This window comes from Pseudomonas lini (assembly GCF_001042905.1).
GTDB lineage: Bacteria > Pseudomonadota > Gammaproteobacteria > Pseudomonadales > Pseudomonadaceae > Aquipseudomonas > Aquipseudomonas lini.
Map to the genome: position 1 here is coordinate 206636 of NZ_JYLB01000004.1, position 24146 is coordinate 230781.

15 protein-coding genes are annotated in these 24146 nt (G+C 59.5%); 7 read left to right on the plus strand and 8 right to left on the minus strand.

The annotated features are described in order from the left end of the window. Positions 1-101: 101 nt before the first annotated feature. From TU81_RS13205 to TU81_RS13225, 5 genes are read right to left on the minus strand one after another with little or no spacing between them, the layout of a single operon-like run. Complete coding sequence (locus TU81_RS13205; protein ID WP_038981823.1) at positions 102-1508, minus strand: ATP-binding protein; 1407 nt, start codon at positions 1506-1508, stop codon at positions 102-104. Further along, a complete protein-coding gene (locus TU81_RS13210) occupies positions 1505-3316 on the minus strand; it encodes a DAHL domain-containing protein (protein WP_038981825.1) in 1812 nt (603 codons plus the stop codon). Before TU81_RS13210 ends, TU81_RS13205 begins: the two co-directional genes overlap by 4 nt. Further along, complete coding sequence (locus TU81_RS13215; RefSeq protein ID WP_038981827.1) at positions 3313-4272, minus strand: cytochrome-c peroxidase; 960 nt, start codon at positions 4270-4272, stop codon at positions 3313-3315. Before TU81_RS13215 ends, TU81_RS13210 begins: the two co-directional genes overlap by 4 nt. Positions 4273-4317: 45 nt before the next feature. Then, positions 4318-6192 carry a putative bifunctional diguanylate cyclase/phosphodiesterase gene (locus tag TU81_RS13220; protein ID WP_038981829.1) on the minus strand — a complete coding sequence of 625 codons (1875 nt, stop codon included), beginning with the start codon at positions 6190-6192 and terminating at the stop codon, positions 4318-4320. Continuing rightward, entirely contained in the window at positions 6189-8495 is a 2307-nt protein-coding gene (locus tag TU81_RS13225) for an EAL domain-containing protein (RefSeq protein WP_048395531.1), read from the minus strand. The genes TU81_RS13220 and TU81_RS13225 overlap by 4 nt, the downstream gene beginning before the upstream one ends. Before the next feature lie 254 nt (positions 8496-8749). On the opposite strand from TU81_RS13225, the gene TU81_RS13230 reads away from it, so the two are divergent. From TU81_RS13230 to TU81_RS13245, 4 genes are all read left to right on the plus strand, one after another. After that, positions 8750-10108: an HD domain-containing phosphohydrolase gene (locus tag TU81_RS13230; protein ID WP_048395533.1), complete on the plus strand. Its 1359-nt coding sequence runs from the start codon at positions 8750-8752 to the stop codon at positions 10106-10108. A 241-nt stretch (positions 10109-10349) separates the two neighbouring features. Then, positions 10350-10784 (plus strand): NUDIX hydrolase, encoded by a 435-nt coding sequence (locus TU81_RS13235; RefSeq protein ID WP_048395919.1) that lies wholly within the window; start codon positions 10350-10352, stop codon positions 10782-10784. 23 nt (positions 10785-10807) lie between these two features. Beyond that, entirely contained in the window at positions 10808-11446 is a 639-nt protein-coding gene (locus tag TU81_RS13240) for a LysE family translocator (protein WP_038981833.1), read from the plus strand. 2 nt (positions 11447-11448) lie between these two features. Further along, positions 11449-11961 carry a GNAT family N-acetyltransferase gene (locus tag TU81_RS13245; protein WP_038981835.1) on the plus strand — a complete coding sequence of 171 codons (513 nt, stop codon included), beginning with the start codon at positions 11449-11451 and terminating at the stop codon, positions 11959-11961. A gap of 100 nt (positions 11962-12061) precedes the next feature. Here TU81_RS13245 and metR read toward each other — a convergent pair whose 3' ends face one another. Beyond that, the gene (gene metR / locus TU81_RS13250; RefSeq protein WP_048395534.1) at positions 12062-12979 is read right to left on the minus strand and encodes a transcriptional regulator MetR; all 918 of its coding nucleotides are present in this window, start codon (positions 12977-12979) and stop codon (positions 12062-12064) included. Between the two features lie 120 nt (positions 12980-13099). Here metR and metE point away from each other — a divergent pair, with 120 nt between their 5' ends. Next, the gene (gene metE, locus TU81_RS13255; RefSeq protein ID WP_048395535.1) at positions 13100-15412 is read left to right on the plus strand and encodes a 5-methyltetrahydropteroyltriglutamate--homocysteine S-methyltransferase; all 2313 of its coding nucleotides are present in this window, start codon (positions 13100-13102) and stop codon (positions 15410-15412) included. 46 nt (positions 15413-15458) lie between these two features. On the opposite strand, the gene TU81_RS13260 is transcribed toward metE, so the two are convergent. Further along, entirely contained in the window at positions 15459-21020 is a 5562-nt protein-coding gene (locus tag TU81_RS13260; protein ID WP_048395536.1) for a dermonecrotic toxin domain-containing protein, read from the minus strand. A gap of 294 nt (positions 21021-21314) precedes the next feature. On the opposite strand from TU81_RS13260, the gene TU81_RS13265 reads away from it, so the two are divergent. Further along, complete coding sequence (locus TU81_RS13265) at positions 21315-22349, plus strand: alpha/beta fold hydrolase (protein WP_048395537.1); 1035 nt, start codon at positions 21315-21317, stop codon at positions 22347-22349. A 190-nt stretch (positions 22350-22539) separates the two neighbouring features. Here TU81_RS13265 and TU81_RS13270 read toward each other — a convergent pair whose 3' ends face one another. Then, on the minus strand, positions 22540-22896 hold the full coding sequence (locus TU81_RS13270) for a DUF6124 family protein (RefSeq protein ID WP_038981845.1): 357 nt from the start codon (positions 22894-22896) through the stop codon (positions 22540-22542). A 527-nt stretch (positions 22897-23423) separates the two neighbouring features. Between TU81_RS13270 and TU81_RS13275 the strand changes: the two genes are divergently transcribed. Continuing rightward, on the plus strand, positions 23424-24089 hold the full coding sequence (locus TU81_RS13275; RefSeq protein WP_038981847.1) for a DsbA family oxidoreductase: 666 nt from the start codon (positions 23424-23426) through the stop codon (positions 24087-24089). Positions 24090-24146 lie beyond the last annotated feature (57 nt).

A 24146-nucleotide genomic window follows, 5' to 3' on the forward strand; every position in this document is an offset into this window, starting at 1 on the left:
AGCAAGCTCTGCTCCTACAGAAAAGCGCTGCGTCAGGCATTCTGCGCCTGGAGAAAAAACGAAAACAGCCCGGATTTAGATTTGATCCCTTGCTCGGCTGGTCAGACAGCCGCTTTCGATTGCCGCACCGGTAACTCGACCCGAAACGTGCTGCCCACCCCGACTTCGCTACGTACCGAAATATCGCCCTGATGTTTTTTCACGATGCCATAGGACAGAGACAACCCGAGCCCCGTCCCCTGGCCTACCGGTTTGGTGGTGTAGAACGGATCGAATATTTTCTGCAGGTTGTCTGGCTCGATGCCGATTCCCGTGTCCGCGACCTCGATCGACACCGTTTCACCTTCAAGGCCGGTGCGCAGCGTGATGGTGCCCCGCTCCGGCCCCATCGCCTGAGACGCGTTGACGATCAGGTTCATGATTACCTGATTGATTTGCGACGGCAGGCATTCGATATCGGGCAGCTTTTGAAACTCCTTCACCACATCGGCCTTGTACTTGAGTTCATTGGCGACGATGTTCAGGGTCGACTCGATGCCTTGTTGCAGATTGGTCCACTGCCATTCCTGATTGGAGTCCACGCGGGAGAAGTCCTTCAGGTCTTTGACGATCCGCCCGACTCGGTCGATGCCCTCCTTGGACTCCTTGATCAGCAGTGGAATGTCTTCGCGCAGAAAGTCCAGTTCCACCCGTTCACGTAACTGACCGAGACGGTCGATGACCTCGCTTGAACCAATGGCGTTTTCCGCTTCCCGATAGGCATCGAGCATTTCCTGCAGTTGCTTGAAGTAGCCATCGAGGGCGCCGAGGTTGGAGGAAATAAAGCCGATGGGATTATTGATCTCATGGGCGACGCCCGCCGCCAGTTGCCCCAGCGAGGCGAGCTTTTCCGACTGCACCAGTTGGCTTTCCAGTTGTTTGCGCTCGTCGATTTCCCGCTGCAACGCCTCGCTGGCCTGCTTGAACTGGGCCGTGCGCTGATCCACCAGATGCTCCAGATGGCTCATCTGAATGGACGCCCGCTCGGTCATTTCCCATTTGGTGAGCAGGGTGTTGGCCATCTGCTGAACTTCAATGTTGTCGAACGGCTTTTTCAGAATCAGCAGGCGATCGTGGGCGTGCAAGCGTTCCAGCAGTTCATCCCAGGAATAGTCGGAATAGGCGGTACACACTACAACTTGTAGCTGCGGATCTTCCTGCCACAGGTGTTCGATGGTCTGCGCACCGTCCCAACCTTCAGGCATGCGCATGTCGACGAAGGCCAGGGCGTAGGGGCGGTTTTCCTGTATTGCCTGGATGAGTTTGCCCAGACCCTCCTGACCGCCATAGGCTGAATCCAGCTCGAACAGCAGGTTGGTGGATTTCACTTCGCTGCCGAACAGCGTGGCCTCCATTTCGTCCAGTTCTACATGCTGCGCCGATGTCGGGGTGAGGATCTTGCGAAAGTCTTCATGGATGGACGGCGTGTCGTCGATCAGCAGAATGCGTCGGTTCGAAAGGTCGCTCATGCTTCCTCCATGACGGGTTTCAACGGGATCTGCAACGTGAACAGTGCACCTTTGCCCGGCCCGTCGCTGTGGGCGGTGAGATGGCCGTTCATCTCGATCGCGGCCAAGGCACAGCTGTGCAGGCCGAAGCCGTGACCTTCTTTGCGGGTGGTAAAACCGTGGGCAAAGATCCGCGTCATGTTCTCCGGCTCAATGCCTTCGCCGTCATCCTTGACGCTGATTTGCAGAATCGTGTCTTCGACGACTTTCACCCCAAGGATCATTTGCCGCGGGCGGTTACTGAGGTCGGTCATGGCGTATTTGGCGTTGCTGATCAGGTTGATCAGGATCAGCAACAATCGGTGTTTGTCGCCCATGATTTGCGGTACGTCGCCATACTCCTTGACCACCGTAACGTGATGCCGGGACAGGGCGCCAGCGTTCATTCGCAAGGCGTCTTCCAGCAATTCGCTGATGTGCAGCGGTTCCATCAGGCTGTTGGCGCCTGCGTAGGACTGCTGGGTGGCGACGATGTCCTTGATGTGGTCGACGCTTTTGCTCAGTTGCGCGAGTTCGTCGGCCATGCCTTGTTGTTCAAGGGCAATGGCCTCCACCAATTGATTCAGGTAGCCGGGCAGTAGTTTTCCTTTTTCGTCCTGGGTCAGAAAGACGCCCAGGTTGTCTTGATGCGCGTTGATCAACTGCATCGCCTTGCCCAACCCTTGGGCCTTGCTGCTACGCAGCTTGCGGGTGACCAGGTCGGCCGAGATGTTCACGCTGTTGAGCACGTTGCCGACGTTGTGCAACACGTTAGTGGCGATTTCAGCCATGCCGGCCTGACGCGCGGTGTCGAGCAATTCGCTCTGGGTATTCTTGAGTTCTCGGGTGCGCTCTTCGACCCGTTGTTCGAGGATGTCGTTGGCAGTTTGCAGTTCCTTGTTGACCCGGTTGATCTCGCCGAAGCTGCGCATAAGGCGAGTTGCCAGGTACACCAGCACCATCACCAGCAGCGTCGAAAACACCAGCATGTAGAAGTGGTAGCGCCGGTTGGCTGCATCGGTTTGCTGCTGATCCTTGTTCAGCAGAGCCGTAATGTCGTCCAGCCGTTCGGCCACGGGAATGGCTTCGATGTTTTCCAGCAACCGATTGACCGCCGGTTGTTCACGCAGGATCAGCGCGATGTGACTACTCAAAATATCGATCGGGCTATGGAACTGCTCCGGTAATCGTTGTTTGTTCACCCCCAGTTTGTTTAGTCCCACCAGAATATCGGCCGCTTTGTCATCGGAGGCAACTTGGGCGAACTCCAGGCTGCTGAGCAGCAAGTCGTAGGTATCGGTGGCAATGTTTTGTAATTGCAGTTTGTCTTCGTCGACCAGTTGGGCAAGTGGTTCCTGGATGTCGTCTTCGGCAGTGGGCAAAAACGCCAGTGAGTTGCGCAGCACCGCGTTGTGGGATTTGAACTGCTCCACCAGCCGGGTTTTTTCCTGAATGGCGGCATGATAAGCATCATGGCTGGCACGCCAGATCGGCGAGTCGTTGCGGCCGTGATTGGACTCCATGCTCTCGAACCGCTCCCACAGGTGGGTCATCTCGGTCAGCGGTGCCACCAGCGGATCGTAGTTGTTACTGATAGCAATCCTGGCCTTGAGAATCTCGGTTTCCCACTGCGCGTTGAACTGTTTGATCCGGCCGATCAGATCCCGGGACTCGGCATAAGTCGAGGTCTGGTCGGAGCTTGATTTGAGGTACAGAAACAGCAGAGTCGAGGCCAACAACAAGGCCACGCCACTGAGCAATACCAGGTTGCGACGGTGGTACGTTTTCATAAAGGTTTGCCTCCCCACTCACCGGTCAGGGTCTTGAGGAATTTGATGATCAAGGTCTTGTCCTTGTCAGAGGGCACGCGACCGAGCTGGAACTTGAACATCACGTCTACCGCTTCTTCGAGGGTCTTGGCCGAGCCGTCGTGAAAGTACGGCGCGGTCACGGCGACGTTGCGCAGGCTCGGAACCTTGAACACGTTGCGATCTTCTTCAGCCTTGGTGACCAGATAACGGCCCAGATCGGCTTCGGTGGGGTTGCCCCGGACCTGGAAGTAATCGCCCATGACCCCGAATTTCTGGAACATGTTGCCGCCGATGTTCACCCCCTGATGGCAGGCGATGCAGCCGTAGTCCTTGAAGCGTTGGTAACCGTACTTCTCCTCGGTCGTCAGAATCTCGGTATTGCCCAGCAGGTATTGGTCGAAACGCGAGTTGCCGCTGATCAGCGTGCGCTCATAGGTGGCCAGGGCATTTTGCACATTGTTCATAGTCACGCCGTCCGGGTAGGCCTTGGCGAAAGCGCTTTTGTAAGCCGGGTCGGCGGCCAGTGTCTGAACGACATGCTCCCAATGACTGCCCATTTCGCTGGGGCTCTGCACCACTTCGTGGGCCTGTGTTTCCAGGGTGTCGGCGCGGCCGTTCCAGAATTGCCGGAAATTCAGACTTGAGTTGAAGACGCTGGGGGTGTTGATCGTCAGGGGATCGCCTTTGAAGCCGATAGACAATGCTTTGTCGTCGGCGCCTCCGATTTCCAGACGATGGCAACTGGCGCAGGACAGGCTGTTGTTGACCGACAGGCGTGGCTCGTTGAACAACCGACGACCGAGTTCGACTTGCAAGGGGTTTTGCTGGGGCACCGCGGGCAAGGGTTTGAGTGGTTCGTCCAGCGGTGCGCCGCTGGCTATCAGACAACATCCGAGTAGAGGCGCAAGAAGCAGGTAGTAGAAGGGGCTCGACATCTTGTGATTCCTTGGCGCAGGGCCCTGGGTGTCGTTGCACATCATTCATGTGGCGGCGGATGGAGCGGGGGGCACGGACGTCAGGTATTGCACGAAGGCGTCCGGCTCCACGGCTTTGCTGAAGTAGTAACCCTGGCCTTCCTCGCACTGGAGGGCCTTGAGAAAATTCAATTGTTCGAGGGTTTCCACCCCTTCGGCAATGACGGTCAGTTTGAGGCTCTTGCCCAGGCTGATGATGGCGCTGACCAGGGCCGCGTCATTGCTGTCACTGCTCAGGCCACGAATGAATGACTGGTCGATTTTCAACACGTCGATGGGAAACCGTTGCAGGTAACTCAGGCTGGAATAGCCGGTGCCGAAGTCATCGATGGCCAGCCGTACGCCCAATGCCTTGAGCCGATTCAGCGCGACCATCGTGGCCTCGACATTCTGCATCAATACGCCTTCGGTGATTTCCAGTTCCAGCAAGGTGGGATCCATACCGGTTTGCTTGAGTATCTGTTCAATACCCTCGACAAAATCCCGCTGGCGGAAATCAATGGCCGACACGTTCACCGACATGTAGAGCTTCGGCAGGCCTTTCTCCTGCCAGGCACGGGCTTGTCGACAGGCCTGGGCGAGCACCCATTTGCTCAACGGTACGATCAGGCCGCTGTCTTCGGCCACACCGATGAAGTCTGTCGGGTAAACCCAGCCTTGTCCCGGTTTTTGCCAGCGGATCAACGCCTCGGCGCCGACCACCTTACCGCTGCCCAGGTCGAGTTTAGGCTGGTAGTGCAGGACAAATTCGTTGCGTTCCAGCGCCAGACGAATACCCGACTCGATGCTCTGCTGTTCCCGGGCGCGCTGGTTCATCTCATCGATGAAAAAGCTGAAATCGTTCGGGCCGCTTTCCTTGACGTTGCGCATGGCGGTTTCGGCTTTCTTGATCAGCGCGATGGCATCGAAACCGTCCTCGGGATAGATGCTGATGCCCAGGCTGGCCGTCACGCTCAGGTCGTGGCCGGCGATGTGTTGAGGCGCGCGTATGGCGTTCAAGAGCTTTTCGGCGATGCCCTTGGTCTGTTGGGGGTGATGGATGTCAGCCAGGATCACCACAAATTCATCGGAGCCGTAGCGAAACACCGAATCGGACGCGCGCACGCAAGCCACCAGGTTTTGTCCGACACGTTTGAGCATCTCGTCACCGGTCGGGTGACCCAAGGCATTGTTGATGCGCTTGAAGCGATCGAGCCCCAGAAACATCACGGCCAGTTGTTTGTCATGGCGTCGTGACAGGGCCAGTGACTGGTTCAGCCGGTCGCCCAGCAAGGTGCTGTTGGGCAATTCGGTCAATACGTCGTACTGCAACAAGTGCGATACCTTGAGCAGCTCGTGGACCCGGGCCTCGATGGTTTGCTCCAGGGTCAGCACTTTCATGGCCGCGTCCTGCGCCATCTGCCACTTCCAGGTCAGGGCGCTGGCCATCTGGCGGATTTCCAGGCTGTCGAAAGGTTTTTTCAGCACCAGCAGCTGATCGCCGAACTCCAGTCGTTCGGCCATGGCTTCCCAGGTGTAATCGGAGAAGGCCGTGCACAGCGCGATTTGCAGGTGAGGATCAGCCTTCCAGAGCCGTTCGATGGTTTCCAGTCCGTCCCAGCCCGGGGGCATGCGCATGTCGGTGAATGCCATGGCGTAAGGGCGACCTTGTGCCTGGGCACGCTTGACCAGTTCGAGCGCTTCCTGGCCCTGGTAGGCGGAGTCGAGCTGGAATATCAGCCGAGTAGATTGCTGGCTGCCGAACAGCGCTGCTTCAGTGCCGGCGATGGTTTGTTCGTCGGCGGTATCCGGGCCGAGAATCTTGCGAAAGTCCTGATGGATCGAAGGCGTGTCGTCGATGATCAGAATGCGCCGGTTAGCCTGGGCGAACGGAGTTTTCATTCCTTGTCCTCCGTGGCACGCCGCGGGTCGTCGGGCATCGCTCCGGTTCCGTGGTTGGTGTGCACGATGCTCCCTGCCTTCAGCAATTCGGCGGCCTGTTGGCTGTTGACCGCTTGGCTGAAGTAGTGACCCTGGGCGTTCATCGGTGAGCCGGTGGCCATCAGCGAACTGCGTTGCTCCTGGGTTTCGACGCCTTCGGCGATGATGCCGATCCCAACGTCGCGGGCGAAATTGATGATTGCCCGCAAGGTAGTGGCACTGGCCGTGTCGTGGGCGGCGGTGTCGATGAACGCCTGAGCGAGTTTCAGGTGATTGACCTGGTAAGTCTTGAGGTAGTCGAACGAAGAGTATTCGGTGCCGAAGTCATCGATGGCGATCTTCACCCCCAGCTCATGCAGGCGCGGCAGGATATCGTTGTGCGTCCACTTGGTCTGGGCCAGGGTCGCTTCGGTGACGTCGAAACGCAGGTCCCACGGGCACAGTTCCCAGCGGGCGGTGGTGCGCAACACGTCATAGATCAGCTCGGGACCACTCTTGAGTTGGGCCAGGGACAGTTTTATCGCCACCACCGGTGGCGCCATGCCTTCGTCTCGCCACTGGCGCATTTGCCGACAGGCGCGCTCCAGCACCCAGTGACCGAGGGCGATGATGATGCCGGTTTTTTCCGCGGCGGGCAGAAACGCCGGGGCCTCCAGTAACCCGCGCTGGGGGTGGTTCCAGCTGACCTGTGCTTCCATGCCGAGGATTTTGCCACTGCTCAGGTCTACTTCCGGCCAGTAACGCAGTTCGAGTTCGTCGTGCTCGATGGCCTTTTTCAGGTCGTTGGCGATGGTCATGCGCTCGACCACTTCCTGATTGATTTCCTCTGAGTGGAAGTGGTACTGGTTGCGGCCCTTTTCCTTGGAGCGATACAGCGCCATGTCGGCCTGGGTCAACAGGCTGTCGGCGCTGAGGCAGACCGGGACGTAGCTGCTGATGCCGATGCTGACCGAGACCCGCACATCATTGCCGGCCAGGGAGTAGGGCAGCACCAGTGCATCGCGGACCTTGGCGGCCAGGGACGCTGATTGGGTCGGATCGCCGACATCCAGTTGCAGTATCGCGAACTCGTCGCCACCCAGGCGGGCAACCACGTCGTTTTCGCGCACGCAGTTTTTGATGCGCCTGGCGACCTCCTGCAACAACAAGTCGCCCACCGGGTGGCCCAGGGTGTCGTTGATGCGTTTGAAGTGATCCAGATCCAGGTAAAACATGGCGAACGGTGTGGCCCCGCGCCGTGCGGCGGCGAACGCCTGGTGCAGCCGCTCGATCAGCGTCGCGCGGTTGGCCAGCCCGGTCAGCCCATCGGTGCGGGCCAACAGGGCAATCTTTTCCTCGGCCAGTTTGCGTTCGGTGACGTCGATGATGATGCCTTCGACCTCCAGCAAGCGGCCTTCATCGTCGCGCACCGGGATATAGCGGTTTTCGACCCAGCGCCAGTCGCCGTCGCCGGTGCGCATCCGGAATTCGATGGAAGCACCTGCCGCATGGCGGTCCAGCACCCGGGCCATGGCGGTGTCGACTTTCGCTTGATCGTCGGGATGGATCAGCTCCTGCGCCCAGTTGGACGAAGCCACCAGGGCCGCCGCGATATGGCCGTATTTGGTGATGTTGTGGGAGATGTACATCAACGGAAACGACGGTTCGCCCCGCAGCCGATACAGAATGGTCGGGCTGTTCTGCACGATGATGTTGGCGTCGGACAGCTCCCGGGTGCGCTCCTCGACCGCATGCTCCAGCAGCGACATCTTCAGCGCTGCGTCTTCGGTCATTTGCCACTTGGCGGTCAATGCGCTGGCCATCTGGCGAATTTCGATGGCATCGAAGGGCTTTTTCAGGATAAGCAGGCGATCGCCCAGTTCCAGGCGCTCGGCGATGTCTTCCCAGGAATAGTCGGAATACGCGGTGCAGAGCGCCACCTGCAACTTGGGATCGACCTGCCATAGGCGTTCGATGGTTTCCAGGCCGTCCCAGCCCGGCGGCATGCGCATGTCGATGAAGGCCATCGCGTAGGGCGAGTCATTCGCCAGCGCGCTCTCGACCTTGTCCAGCGCTTCGCGGCCCTGAAACGCGGAATCGATGACGAAACTTTGCAACGATAACGACGCGGGGGTACCGAACAGGGCGTTTTCGGCGCTGGTCAGGCTGTCATCTTCGATCGATGGCGGGCTGAGAATCTTGGCGAAATCCTCATGGATCGACGCCGTGTCATCAACGATGAGAATCCGACGATTAATGTGCGCAAGCAGCGTGTTCACTGACATGCGCCTGTACTGACAGCAGGTTGGTGCAATGGGCTCATAGAGGGTATCCCTTCCCTGATCGCTGGATGGAGCGGGTATCGTTCTGGATCCGAGTGATCTGAGCATAGTCGCCCGGCCAGCACTTCGCCCGGTTGACTGAAACGAATCATTTCCGGGGTCGGACTGAAAATCATCTAGCCTGTAGGTCAGGCTCGGGAACGCCAGGATGTTCGCCCCGCGCGCGATAAAGACACACGTTTTCTTGAGGTAATGCCATGGAAGAGCAACTCCCCACGACTGTGACCTATAAACCCAAGTTACTGCTGGTCGACGATGAGGAGTCGATTCTCAACAGCCTGCGCCGCCTGCTGCGCGGCCAACCCTACGAGGTGCTGCTGGCCACCAGCGGTGCCCAGGCGCTGGAGATCATGGCGCGGCAGCCGATCGATCTGGTGATGAGCGACGCGCGTATGCCCAATATGGATGGCTCGACGCTGCTGGCGCACATCCATCAGCGTTACCCCGACACCCTCCGGATCATGCTGACCGGTTATGCCGATCCGTCGGCCATTATCAAAGCCATCAATGAAGGGCAGATTCATCGTTACATCAGCAAACCCTGGCACGATGAGGAAATGCTGCTGATGTTGCGACAATCACTCGCCTATCAGCATTCCGAGCGTGAGCGCTTGCGTCTGGTGCAGGAGACATGGGATCGGAACGAGGAATTGAAGCTGCTCAACGCCACCCTGGAAAAACACGTCGCGGCCCGCACCAGCGAGCTGCAACAGACCGCCGACATGCTGGACCTGGCCTACGAAGAGCTCAAACGCAGCTATGTCACCGGCACCGAAGTGTTTTCGTTGCTGGCCAACCTGCGCCTGCCGCCCGCCAAACAGACCAACCGGCAGATCATCGAACTGGTGCGGGTGTACTGCAAACTCCATGGCCTGGATGAAGGCTCCAGTCGTGACCTGACCATGGCAGCGGCGCTCTACAACATCGGTAAGTTGAGCTGGACCGACAGCATGATGAGCACGCCCTCGGACCTGCTGCATCACAGTGACCGCGAGCGCTATCGGGGTTATCCGAAGCAGAGTGAGTCGCTACTGATGACGCTCGATCCGATGAAGGATGCCGCCCGGCTGATCCTGCATCACCAGGAGCGTTGGGACGGCAGCGGTTTTCCTGATCGGCTCAAAAGCGAAGCGATTCCGTTCGGTTCGCGGTTGCTGAAACTGGCGGTGGATTTCATCGAGTTGCAGCGCGGGCTGATTCTCGAACGGCAGATGAACAGCGATGAAGCCCTGGTGTATATCCGCCAATACGCCGGTCGCCTCTACGACCCGGAACTGGTGGAGGATTTCATTCAGGTCTGCGCCACTTATCTGAGCGACGTGACGCTGGCCGATCCGACGGTCAAGGTGCTGACCACCCGGGATCTGGTGGCGGGCATGATCCTGGCGCGCAATCTCAATGCCGACAACGGCATGCTGTTGCTCAATGCCGGCAAGGTATTGAATGGGGCGCTGGTGGAGAAGTTGATCGCCTTCGAGGCGATGGAAGGTGCCAAGTACAGCATTTTTGTGAAAGTGCCGGAGGAAGTGGAGGGCGCGCTGCTCGAGACGGGGTGAGCTTTCCAGACTTAGCACTGTGGGCCCCCTGTGGCGAGGGGGCTTGCCCCCGTTTGAGTGCGTAGCACTCACAAGATCTTTGGTGCATTAGAGATTTTGGGGCCGCTTCGCAGCCCAACGGGGGCAAGCCCTCTCGCCACAGTCGCTCCCACAGGGGGTTCTGCAGATGCTTTTTTCGGCGTGACGAAGAACCGGCATGCATGTGATCCTTGCTGCCTTTACCCAAGGCCAATCCAGACCCATGACGCTTTCATCCGCCGCTTCGCCCCGTCTCATCCGCATTGCCGCTGCCCTGCTGATCGGCCCCGACGGTCGCACCCTGTTGGTGCGCAAGCGCGGCACCCAGGCGTTCATGCAGCCGGGGGGCAAGATCGAGGCCCATGAGCAACCGGTCCATGCTCTTGCCCGTGAACTGGAGGAGGAGCTGGGGCTGGTCATCGATCCGGCGCATGCCGTCTATCTGGGGCAATTCTCGGCACCGGCCGCCAATGAGCCGGGTTATGTCGTACAGGCCGAACTCTTTCAACTGACCATCGATTCGCACGTTTCCCCGGCGGCGGAGATCGAAGAGGTGCGCTGGATCGATCCGGCCACCGACGGCGATGTCACGCTGGCGCCATTGACACGGGACCTGATCTTGCCGTTTTATCGAGCCTCACTGATCGATACTGCCTGATCGTCCAAGGACGGAGGATGCCCATGATCCCGCTTCAAGACTTGCTGATTTTCGCCGCCGCGGCGTTGCTGATGGTGCTCACGCCCGGGCCGAACATGATCTACCTGATCTCTCGTTCAATCTGCCAGGGGCGTAAGGCCGGGGTGACTTCGCTGCTGGGCGTGGTCGCGGGGTTTTTAGTGCACCTGTTCGCGGCCGCCGCGGGTTTGACCGCGGTGTTCGTGGCAGTGCCGATGGCTTATGAAGTGTTGAAGTGGGCCGGTGCGCTGTACCTGTTGTGGCTGGCCTGGCAGGCGGTCAAGCCCGGTGCGCGTTCGCCGTTCGAGGCGCAGCAGTTGCCGGCGGATTCGTCGCGCAAGTTGATCACCATGGGCTTTCTCACCAGCGCTCTGAACCCGAAGATTGCGGTGTTTTACCTGTCGGTGTTTCCGCAGTTCATTACCCCTGAGCACGGTTCGGTGTTCACCCAGAGCATCCTCCTCGGCCTGACCCAGATCAGCGTGAGCTTCAGCGTCAACCTGCTGATCGCGTTGTTTGCCGCGGGCATCGCGTCCTGGTTCGTCAATAACCCGAACTGGCTGGCGATGCAGCGTTACTTCATGGGCTTCGTGCTGTCCGGGCTGGCAGTGCGGTTGATGCTTGAGCAGCGGCGAGTGGCCTGAAGATGTGGATTGGACGGCTTGATGCCAGCCATGCCCTGGATTACCGGGCGCTGATGCTTGAGGCCTATGACTTGCATCCCCAGGCGTTCACTTCCAGCGTGCGCGAGCGCGCCGTGATGCCGCTGAGTTGGTGGGAATCGCGCCTGACCAGCAAGCTGGACCGGGTACTTGGGGCGTTTGAGGAAGGGAAACTGGCGGGCATCGTCGGCCTGGCCTTCGAGTCTCGGGAAAAGGCCCGGCACAAGGCGACATTGTTTGGCATGTATGTTTCGAAGGAGGTTCGGCAGCGCGGTCTCGGTTATCAACTGGTTCAGGCTGCGTTGGCCGAAGCGCAGACCCATCAGGGCCTGCGGCTGATCCAGTTGACCGTCACCGCCGGCAATGAAGCTGCGTTCAAGCTGTATCAGCGTTGCGGCTTCGTGCAGTTCGGCCTGGAACCCTTGGCGGTGCGAGTCGGCGAAGACTATTTCGACAAGATCCATATGTGGCGCGAGCTCACCACTGAGCCTTTGTAGGAGCGAGGCTTGCCCGCGAAGGCGGTTTCATATTCAGCATTGATGTCGGCTGACACACCGCTTTCGCGGGCAAGCCTCGCTCCTACAGGGGGGTGGTGTTCTATCGGACGGCACTAACCCCATCCAGCGTCGAAAACGACGTGTCCTTGGCCGTCAGCAAGAAGTCGCGCATGTATGGCGCGTCCAGCATGTCGGCGCGAATCCCGGCGTAGAGCGTAGCAAACAAGCCTTTCTCGCCCAGTCGCTTGGCCTTCACATAACCCCGTGAACTGTATTCATGCAGCGCCCAATGGGGCATGCCGCAGACACCGCGACCGCTGGCCACCAGTTGCATCATCATCACTGTCAGTTCCGACGTGCGCACTTGGGCCGGTTCGATGTCGGCCGGTTCCAGGAAGCGGGTGAAGATGTCCAGCCGATCGCGCTCCACTGGGTAGGTAATCAAAGTTTCCGTCAGCAGGTCTTCGGGCACGATGTACGGCTTGCTCGCCAAGCGGTGCTGATTAGCTACCGCAAGCATGGCTTCGTAGGTGAACAACGGGACGTAAGTGATCCCGACCAGTTCCAGCGGGTCGGAGGTCACCACCAGGTCCAGGTCGCCTCGGGCCAGCGCGGGCAGCGGGGCGAAGGAGAAACCCGAGGCCAGGTCCAGCTCGACTTCCGGCCAGGCATCGCGGAACTGGTCGATGGTCGGCATCAGCCACTGAAAGCAACTGTGGCACTCGATCGCCATGTGCAAACGCCCCGCAGTGCCGCCGGCCAGTCGCGCAATGTCACGCTCGGCGCCGCGCAGCAATGGCAGGGTGGCGTCGGCCAGTTGCAGCAGGCGCAAACCGGCACTGGTGAAGCGCACCGGTTTGGTCTTGCGCACGAACAACTGCATGCCCATGCGCTCTTCCAGCTCCTTGAACTGGTGGGACAGTGCCGACTGGGTCAGGTGCAAGCGGTCGGCCGCATCCACCAGGCTGTCGGCTTCGCGCAAGGCGTGCAGGGTCTTCAGGTGACGGATTTCAAGCACCGGAGGCTCCATGAGGAAAATTTGTGATCAACACGAAAAGGTTGAGTTTGTCTCATGTTGGGTGGGCTGTCGACAATAGCACCATGTTTTATAGCGTCCTTTATAGAGAGAACTCTTACCATGGCCTTGGCCCACACACTTGGTTTCCCGCGCATCGGCGCTGACCGCGAATTGAAAAAAGCCCTCGAATCCTACTGGAAGGGCGACCTCGATCAGAACGCATTGAAAAGCGTCGGCCGCCAACTGCGCGCCACCCACTGGCAATTGCAAAAAGACGCCGGCATCGACCTGCTGCCCGTGGGCGACTTCGCCTGGTACGACCAGGTACTGACTCATTCCCTGACCTTCGGTGTCATCCCCGAGCGTTTCGACAGTGCCAAGGATTCCCGTGGCCTGCCGACACTCGACACCCTGTTCGCCATGGCCCGTGGCGCTAGCGCGGCCTGCTGCGGCGGTGAACATGGCAAGGCGCAATATGCTCAGGAACTGACCAAGTGGTTCGACACCAACTACCACTATCTGGTCCCGGAGTTCACCGCAGACCAACAATTCAAACTGAGCTGGGAACAGCTGTTCGATGAAGTCGACGAAGCCAAAGCCCTGGGCCACAACGTCAAACCGGTAATCATTGGCCCGTTGACCTATCTGTGGCTGGGCAAGGCAAAGGGTGATGGCTTCGACAAACTCGACCTGCTGGAGCGCCTGCTGCCAATCTACGGTGAAATCCTCGGTCGCCTCGCCGCCCAAGGCGTGGAGTGGGTGCAGATCGACGAACCGATCCTCACCCTCGACCTGCCACAGGCCTGGAAAAACGCCTTCGAACGCGCCTATCACATCCTTCAATACTCGCCGCTGAAAAAACTCGTGGCAACCTACTTCAGTGGCCTGGAAGACAACCTTGGCCTGGCTGTCAGTCTGCCAGTGCAAGGCTTGCACATCGACGCGGTGCGCGCGCCGGATCAACTCGGCCAAGTGCTGGATCGCCTGCCCACCTACAAGATTCTCTCGGTAGGCCTGGTCAACGGTCGCAACGTCTGGCGCTGCGAACTGGAGCAAGTCCTCGCGCAACTGCAGCCGGCCCAAGAGCGCTTCGGCGATAACTTGTGGGTCAGCAGTTCCTGCTCGCTGCTGCACAGCCCGGTGGACCTGGACCGTGAAGAAAAACTCGACCCGGAACTGAAAAGCTGGCTGGCGTTTGCCGTGCAGAAGTGCGGTGAAATTGCCGTGCTGCGTGATGCCCTGAATGATCCGCAAGCGCCGAAGGTACAAGCCGCACTGGCTGAAAGCCGCGCCATTGCGGCCAGTCGCGCCCAATCTCCGCGTATCCACAAAGCGGATGTTCAGGCCCGAATCAACGCCATTGGCGCGGCGGACAGCCAACGTCACTCGCCGTTTGCCAAACGCATCGCACAACAACAGGCACGGCTGAAACTGCCGGCGTTCCCGACCACTACCATTGGCTCGTTCCCGCAGACGGGTTCGATCCGTCTGGCGCGCCAGGCCTTCAAGCAAGGCAAGCTGTCGGCCAACGATTACACCGATGCCATGCACAGTGAAATCCGCCACGCCGTGCAAATCCAGGAACGCCTGGGCCTGGACGTGCTGGTTCACGGTGAAGCCGAGCGCAACGACATGGTCGAGTACTTTGCCGAACAGCTTGAAGGTTATGCCTTCACCCGTTTCGGCTGGGTTCAGAGCTACGGTTCGCGCTGCGTCAAACCGGCGATCATTTATGGCGACCTGAGCCGTCCGAAGCCGATGACGGTCGACTGGATCACCTATGCCCAAAGCCTGACCGACAAGGTCATGAAAGGCATGCTCACCGGTCCTGTGACCATGCTGATGTGGTCGTTCCCGCGCGAAGACGTCTCGCGCAAAGTTCAGGCGCAGCAACTGGCCCTGGCCTTGCGCGATGAAGTGGTGGACCTGGAAAACGCCGGCATCAAAATCGTTCAGATCGACGAAGCCGCCTTCCGCGAAGGGCTGCCGCTACGCCGGGCGCAATGGCAGGAATACCTCGACTGGGCGGTGGAAGCTTTCCGCCTGAGTGCATCGGGCGTGCGCGACGAAACCCAGATTCACACTCACATGTGCTACAGCGAATTCAATGACGTAATTGAGTCCATAGCAGCCATGGACGCCGATGTGATCACCATCGAAACCTCGCGCTCGGACATGGAACTGCTGGAGGCCTTCGAAGCGTTCGACTACCCGAACGACATCGGCCCGGGCGTCTATGACATCCACTCGCCACGGGTGCCGGACACGGCCGAGATGGTGACGTTGATGAGCAAAGCGGTGAAGCGGATTCCGGCCGAGCGGTTGTGGGTCAATCCCGATTGTGGGTTGAAGACCCGCGCATGGCCGGAAACAGAAGCCGCGTTGGTAAACATGGTCGCGGCGGCACGCCTGCTGCGCAGTCAACTGGCCTGACAGCTGACTGACAACGGAGCGCTTTCGGGCGCTCCGTTGTTGTTCTTCACAGCTGTGGAAAATGTTTGTGCGCCAGCGGTTTGCCGATGTCGCCCCGCCAGATTGATTCCACCTGAGCACCGCTGCTGGCTTGAGCCTGCTGCCATTGCAGGCCCAGATTGCGTTGCTCAGGCAATTTCAGATGACCTTTGACGAAGTCGTTGAACGGCGACTTCGCCGAGGGGTAATGAAAGTGCGCATACCACAGCGTTTGCGGCGGCTGGCGGGTCAAATCGCGAACTTCATACTCCTGCAGAAAATCCCGTCGACCGTCCGGGCGCTTGCCAATATCGCGCAATGCGCCTTCCTTGCGGATGTCCACCACCCGTTGCTCCAGCAGGTAGTCCAGATAACCCTCGGTCGGGGTTTTGCTGTTCATGGACTGTTCGATGCGCAGGGTACGCCCGGCACGCGCCAGGTCTCGGGCCTGATCGGACAATTGCAGCACCAGCGGATCATGAGGTGAGAGACGTTCGATGGCTTGGGCGCGCATCGATAATTCGGCAGCCTCCAAGCTCATCATGTGTTCCAGATCCACTGGCAGCATGTCTTGCCGGGCATAACCGTCGACTTTGTTTTTATAGGTGGGCACCGTCGCGAGTCTTTTTCTGGCTTCCGCCAGCAACGGTTGAACATCCGAGGGCAGAGGTGATTGCGCCGGCACGGCGGGCTCACTGAGGTGGTATTTGCCACTGGAGCGCGGTAGCCAGGTTTCCGTACGTCCGTCGATACCGTCAATGGTGAAGCGCTTTTGCCGAGTGGCTGCGTCCGTATGCTCGACACCGACGAACAGGCGATTGTCTTCGGTTTCAAAGAGCTTCTTGCCGGTTGTGCCCTCCGTTGGTGTGATCGAGGCTCGATGCCCGAGGGCGTTTCGCGCGTACTCTTCGACCTTTGCCAGACTGTCCAGAAACGGCGTGATCTGCTCCAGATCCAGGTGTTGCGGGTAGCCCAGTGTCCACGCCTTCAGGTTGCGGCGGAACTCGGCGTAGGTCGCCAGGCAGTCCTCGAATACCCGGTTGCGCTGGGTCAGGCTGGCACGTACTTCCGACAGGTTGTGCTGGGTGAAGAGTGCACGCCCGACCTGAGTACGGGCTTGTTTCAGTTGAACGTGAAAATAAACCCAGGTGGTGTCATCGATGGCATCGAGACGGGTGATGATCTCCAGAAGGTGAGCCGCTTTCAGGTAACGGTAGTTGGTCTCGCTTAACATCGTGTTCACTGTCGCTACGTCAGCCGCCATCCTGGCTTTGTGCTCACGGTAGGTGATTTGACGATTCCACAGATTGACCTGCTCCACGGCGGCATGCGCTTGATCAAATTCCTGGAGGAAGGCTTTGCGCACGTTCTTGCGTTGTTCCATCAGGCGCAAGTGGGCGCCGGTATCGTTGACGGGGGTGGTGTCTGAACGAGTGACCAGTTCATCGATCCGGTCGAGGTGTTCCAGCAGGCGTTCTTTGCCGAACTGTATCCGGTGCACCGTCCGATCGACCACGACCCAGGCGTTACTGCTTTGCAATTCCTTTATCTGAGTGCGTTTTCTTCCATGGCTCAGTGGCAACAGGTCAGCCAGGTTTTGGTAACAGTTTTGGGCGGCATCGATGTCAGCGGCACAGGCGCTTTCCAGAGGTGCGCGCAAGGCCTGACGCTGGCTCGGTGTGCTGGCGTGATAGCTGTCGATGGCAACATTGGTGCGGCGGGTCTGGGTATCGAGCCGCCGAATGTAGGCGTCGGCGGTATTGGTCAGAGTCAGTTGACGGCGCAAGTTGCGATCAGTCCACCAGCGGGGTAGCCAACGCCTGATGGCGGCTGGCCAGAGCGGATCCATGCCGTCGGCCAGATGCCCGAGCGCCGCACCGCCGCCCACGCCGCCGCCCTCCATCAATGTGCCATACACCGCATAGTGGGTGTTCCAGTTGCCGGCCTCATCGAGGGCGATCGGCTGTTTATAGGCGCGGGCCCAGGTGCCGTGCAAACGCCAGCCACGAGGGGCATCACTCAGCTCGATCCGGTAGATACGCCCTTGGCTGATCATGAAATCGCCGTCGGCATGCCGATAGACATTGCGATAGATGCCGTGTGTGGCAGGTTGCAATCCAGCCAGAGAAATTTGGTGTTCGTATTCGTAGCCGTGAAAGTAATCCAGGACGCGGCGGGCCTGTCGACGCGAAGACGCCTGCAAGGCACCGGCCGTTCTGGCCATTGTGCGTAACTGACGATGGCGCGTTATCGCGCGGGCAGCACCAGGAGCCGCATTGGCCCCCGGAAGAATATCCATGGCGGCGTCGATCAACGACAACAGCACCGCCTCCACCTCGGCCAGACCATGACCGACATCGCCACGCAGGAAAGCAGCGACCGCCAGATTGGCGCTGCCCCAGGCGTCATACAAGGCAATGGCGGTGCCCACGAATGGCACCATGCCCAGGGCCATTTTCAGATAATTGAACATCGCGCCGGACTTCAGTGCGCAGTGCTCCAGGTACAAGGCGTCATTGGAGCGTGAGGTACTTCGATGGGCTTGCAGCAAACGCCCCATATGCACATTGAGCAGATGCGCCGCCAGTGAGGTGGTGGCCGGCCATGCCATGCCGACGCCGATCAGCGCATCGAAGTTTCGCAGCAAGGCCTGATTGATCCGACTGACGTGAAGGGCGAAGTCGCCATGCAAGGCACGCCCGGCCAGATAGTTGACCATGTTGGTGTGCAGGCACAGGTTGAACAGGTTTTGGCGTGCCTGCTCAAGAGTGTCGTATTGGCGCAGGTGGAGACCGTCCGGGCTGTCCGGCAGGTAGAGCAGCGTCAGGCCGCTGACCTGTTCCTGGATGAAGGTGACACCCGTCAAAGTGCTCGGGCCCTGATGCTGCGTGTCTTCACCACCGACTGTCAGGTGGGCCGGCAGCAGCACGATACGCTTGCCTTGGGCTGCAAAGGCTTCCCGGGTATTGGCGTCAATGGCGATATTCAGTACTTGCTGTCCATGGACGTCGATCTGTCGTTGCAGCACGGCAAATTCGCCCTGCAGTTTCAGCATCAGGCGCCACGGCTCGGTCAGGCTTTCACGGCGATATTCAAGGTCGAAGGCCGAGGTGGTGGGGGCGCCAAGGAAAGCGTGGCGGATCTGCGTCTCATAGTGCCCGGCCAGATCCAGCTCGGTGATCAGCTTGCGCAGATAGGGTTGTGTGATGCCGGTTTTCAGCTTCTGGCGTTCTGCCTCGTCATCCGTAGAGATCTCGACCTGCATGAGCGACAGTCGCCACCACATCGCCTGATCGATATTGGTTTGGGCCAGTTCGGTGAGGGACAGCTTGCTGCGGTTTTTACTGGCTATCAGCACATTCTCCTGAGGCGTTCCCGGTGCTGCGCCATCGGTCACGACCTTCTGCCAGGTAGTTGAATCGGGCAGATCCAGCATTACCTCAAAACCTTGCTTGAGGGCGAAGTCCTTACGCAGGCGAACGTCGATGCGTTTCTGGCTGAAATCATCCCGTGGCGGCAGATCCCGTTCGAGTAACTCATGGGAGCGTTTCATCGCCGCAATGTAAGTCTTGAACAGTTGCTTGAACTGCAAGCGTCGAGCATCGGACAGTGTGCCGAGCCACTGTGGCAGTGCTTGAGCCAGGACGCTGCTGTGGTTTTGCTCGAGGAGTTGCGCGAAGGCCAGTTCCCGCGCGGCGGGCATTGGCACGGTCAGACGGGCGAGGGTGTGTTCGCGCAGTTTCTCCAACGCCACGGTACATTGCTGGGTTTTGGCTGGTACGGGGTTGTCGGCAATCAGTCGTGTCGCCTGCTGTACACAGCGGTAAAGCTGATTTTGCAGGGCATATTCGAACGGGTCGCCGCTCAACTCGCTCAGGTGCAAGGCCAATACCTCGTCGTTGGCGCTCAGTTTGAACAGTGCTTGTTCCAGTGCTTGTCGAGAGGCGAAACGCTGCAAGCCACCGAACCGGCCGGGCCAGTACAACAACAGACTGTGAGACGCGACACCGCGCAGCACGGACGGGGGCGTGATCAGCAGCACGCCGTCCAGTTCCTCGGTTTGAGTGTTGCCGTCGTCGTCTTTGGTGGCCGACAGGGTCAGCCGTGCGACCGCGACATCTGCATTGCGCGGCGCGGCTGGAGCATCGAGAACCGCTTGAACCCAGCGGTGTTCTTCAGGGCTGAGCTGGTTCAGGGTCAATTGAATCTCTGCCTCGCTGCGCAACCCCGCTAGCCGCGCCTGATACAGCGCGGTGTAATGCGCATTCGATGCGTGGCGCAGTTCCAGCATCTTCAGCGCGTCGCGGGTGTCCAGCAATGCAGATGCGGCGGTGTGGCTGGCCTGTTCGGCTGCCGCCAAGGCGTCGAGGTGTTTTTTCAGGTTCTGCAGGCGTGGATCATTCAGATCCCCCGCGAAGTCTTTGCCAAGCAGGGTTTCGAGGGCTGCGCAGTGATATGCCAGGGCTTTCCGGCGGGTGTCCAGCGCAATGTCGGGGGTGAGTAAGCCGAACTGCGGAACACTGTCGCCGGTCTCTCCCTCGCTGATGATGTCCGCCGGCAATTCGGCAGGTTCGGCAAAAACAGCTTCCTGGCGGTATTGCCGATCCAGTCGGTCGGCGGCGTCCATCGCGGCGGCGCCATGCTCGGCGATATCACTGCCGTTGCCCTGACGAATACTGTTCATCCAGTCGACCGATACCCGTGCAATCAGCTGTTCGGCGGCTACCTCCAGCGGCGTGGTTACGATGCGGGTGTATTCGAGACTGACGCCGTCGAGCCGGGGCATTCCGATAGCGTTTTGCGGGTGTGCGATCAGCCAGTTTTCCATCTCAGGACGGTGCTGGAAGTGCCTCCATGCCGGTTGCTGCTCTGGCAGGTACAGCAACTGTGCGGCTGGTTGTTCGGTGCTGATGAGTAAAACCCCGGGCAACTCGACACGGTGACTGTCAGTCCTGAGCGCCAGCTGATTGATAGCCATCCGGGGGGAACCGCTGGGGGGATCGATCAGTGCCAGCAGGGGTTTCATCTGCTCGGCCGTCAAGGTGCGCTGGGCATGGGCCACCTGGCTGGAGGCTTCGATGTGCTGGCGATACAACTGGATAGCCAGCGCTCTGCGCGATACCGCGGTCCCGGGCGCCCGGGCACTCCACCAGCGCTCCCAGTCGTGATTGAGCAGGCGCTCCGGGTTCAGGGTTTTCAGCTGTTCGAGCAGTTCGAAAGGGGACTTGCCGTAGAGGCGGTGTTCCCGTGCAAGACCGATCACCACGCAACGCGCGTTGAGTGAAACCTCGACCGCAGGCTGTTGCAGCACAAAGGCGCAGGCGTGGGTCAGGCTGACAAAGTGTTCCGGCCGGGTGCTGGTGGTGAAGAACCCCAGACCGACCCGATTTCCGTCCAGGTCCCAGTGTTCCTTGAGCAAACGGGTAATCGAGGCACGTGCGCCCGGACTTTGCGCCATGAGTTCGAGCCACTGTCGGCGACAGTCGCGCCAGCGTTCCGAGGCTGTCAGTAACAGGCTTTGATCGGGGTTGGGTGCAAGCGGGTGGGAAAAGCCGAAATCGGCCAGTAAGGGCTTGGGGGCGTCGGGCATGGCGACTGGTCTCCAAAGGGCAAGAGGGCCGGGTTGTACCGGCGTCGAGGCCATTAGAGGTCAGTTGCGAGGGGGGCTGGTGGTACATAGTTATAGGGTTGTGCGCTTATCAAACGCCACGTCCACGCCACGGCCCATTTTAAATAGCGATGGCCGACGGTCGAACGCGTTCGGCCGTGTGGGTCGATGACCGCTCGGCAATCTTCATCAAACTGTCACGTAACTGTGGCAGCGCGCTTGAACAAACTTCATCAGACTCGCGCTCTACTGGAGTTCTGCGTTTCGGTGTTTTTCATGCGTGCCTTATTTTTATCGGTGGCCACCTTTCTGGCCGCTTTATTGTTCAGCCTGTCGTCCCTGGCGGCTTCGCGGTGCGATGTCAATGTTCCGACCGAGCGGGTCGATCTGGAGCAGGTGAGCCTGGCCTACCAGAGCATTGGACGTGCCTCGGATCCGGCGTTGTTGCTGGTGATGGGCCTGGGCGGGCAGTTGATTCACTGGCCGGATGAGGTGGTGGTTGCGCTGTGTCAGCAGGGTTTTCGGGTGATTCGCTATGACAATCGCGATGTGGGTCTCTCGACTTGGCGGCAGACGCCTGTCGAGGCCAACCTGACCTTCGAAGTGCTGCGCTACAAACTCGGTTTGCCGGTATCGGCGCCGTACACCCTGACCGACATGGCTGACGATGCCTTTGGACTGATGGATGCCTTGCACGTCAAACAATTCCACGTACTGGGCGCCAGCATGGGCGGGATGATCGTCCAGCATATGGCGGCCATGGCACCGCAGCGTGTCGAGAGCCTGACGCTGCTGATGACCAGCTCGGGTGCCGAAGGCTTGCCGGCGCCGAGTGCGGCGCTGGTGCAGTTACTCGCGCGACGCGGCGCGCCGAATCGCGAAGTGGCGCTGGAGCAACAAGCCGATTTGCTGGCGGCATTGGGTAGCCCGACGGTGAGCGATGACCGGCAGGCGTTGTTGCAGCAGGCGGCGCAGTCCTATGACCGGGCGTTCAACCCGGAGGGCGTGAAGCGTCAGATCATGGCCATCCTCGCCGAACGGAGCCGCGTGGCGCTGCTCAACCAATTGCGGGTGCCGACGCTGGTGGTTCACGGCACCGCCGATCCGTTGTTGCCGGTGATGCATGGCGTGCACCTGGCGGCGCATATCCGTGGCAGTCAGTTGAAGCTGATCCCGGGGTTGGCGCATCGTTTTCAAGAGGCGTTCAAGGTGCCTTTGTTGGCGGCGGTGTTGCCGTATTTGCAGGCCCATCGAGAAGACACCTCGCATTGGGCGCAGATTGATCCGGTGACCGAACGCAATCTTCTATAACACCCAAATCCAAAGTGGGGACAGGCTCTTGTGGCGAGGGGGCTTGCCCCCGTTGGGTGGCGAAGCCGCCCTTGAAATCAGCCATCGCGGTGATTCAGGTAAACCACATGTACCGCGTTTACGACTGCTGCGCAGCCGAACGGGGGCAAGCCCCCTCGCCACAAAAGCGCCTCAATTACAGGAGGCTGTTTTACGTTGGAACGAAGTTATCAAGCACCCGGTTCACCGCCAGTTCACCCAACATGACGGAGTTCTGGATGCCGAGCACGGTGTTGCGCTGCGGGCCGTCCACCAGCCCCGCGAAATCACTCAACATCACGCTCGCCGCTGCCAGGGATTCGCAGGCGTTGACCAGCAGGGATTCGTTATCGGCGCCGGGGGCGACGGAGTAAAGGGTGCTGGGTTTGCGTGGGATGTCTTTGGGAATGACCGGTTTGAGGTAGTAATCGAGGGCGCGGTCGGCGGCTTCGTTGAGCTTTTTGGAGCCTGGGGTTTCGTATGGGGAAACGTCGTCGGTTTCCGGTGGGTTTGGAGTGATTTTGAACATTGAACCTGTTAGTAGAGCTGCAACTCATCTCGCTACTAAACGGAATGGGGAGGCAGCTGTGCGCAAGTTAGTAGACCGGCCTCCAGTCAAAACCGGCGCGCCCGAGGGCACCATGCGCACAGCCACCATCAAGTGCAGGCGAATGCCTGACTGGATGACACTTATGCGACCGGAAAGAAATGCCGGGCTACTAAACCCGATCACTGGGAATCAGTGACAGGAACCAAGTTACCGACGGGCCTCCAGGCGCACAAGCCGGCGGATTCTGACGTGGTTGTAGGCGACGGCGCAAGGCGCTGTAGCTTTCAGGAAGTAACGCTAAACAGAACTAAACACACCCTTCCAAACACCCCAAAACCTGTGGGAGCGGGCTTGATCGCGAATGCGGTGCTTCAGTCAAAGCAGATATCGACTGACACGACGCCTTCGCGAGCAAGCCCGCTCCCACAAGGGATCTGCTGCGCGCTTTGGCCCCTCGGGTGTATCGTTCAAACTTTCCGGCGCGACCCAAGCCTGCGAGGTGTGTGATGAGTACCCCCCTGAAAATCGATTTCGTCAGCGACGTGTCCTGCCCCTGGTGCGTCGTCGGTCTGTATAGCCTGACCCGCGCCCTGGATTTGCTCGGCGACGAAGTCCAGGCCGAGATCCGTTTCCAGCCGTTCGAACTGAACCCGAAGATGGGCCCCGAAGGCCAGAACATCACCGAACACATCAGCGAAAAGTACGGCTCGACGCCTGAGCAATCGCAGAAGAACCGCGAAATGATCCGCGCGCGCGGCGCCGAGGTCGGGTTTGCCTTTCGCACGGACGGCAACAGCCGTATCTACAACACTTTCGATGCTCATCGCTTGCTGCATTGGGCGGGGCTGGAAGGGTTGCAGTTCAACCTGAAAGACGCCCTGTTCAAGGCGTATTTCAGCGAGGGCGGCAATCCGTCCGATCACGGGCAATTGGCGCAGCTCGCCGAAAGCGTGGGGCTGAATCGGCAGCGGGCCGAGGAGATTCTGGCGTCCGACGAATTCGCCAAAGAGGTTCGCGAGGAAGAACAGTTGTGGTTATCACGCGGCGTGAGTTCGGTGCCGACGGTAGTGTTCAACGGGCAGTACGCCGTCAGTGGCGGGCAGCCGGTGGAGACGTTTGTCGGTGCGATTCGCCAGATCATGAGTGAAGCCAAGGGCGGTACGGTCAACTGACGGCTGCGGGTCGAAAATATATCAATGTGCTACTACGGTTTTTGCCGAGGCTGCCGA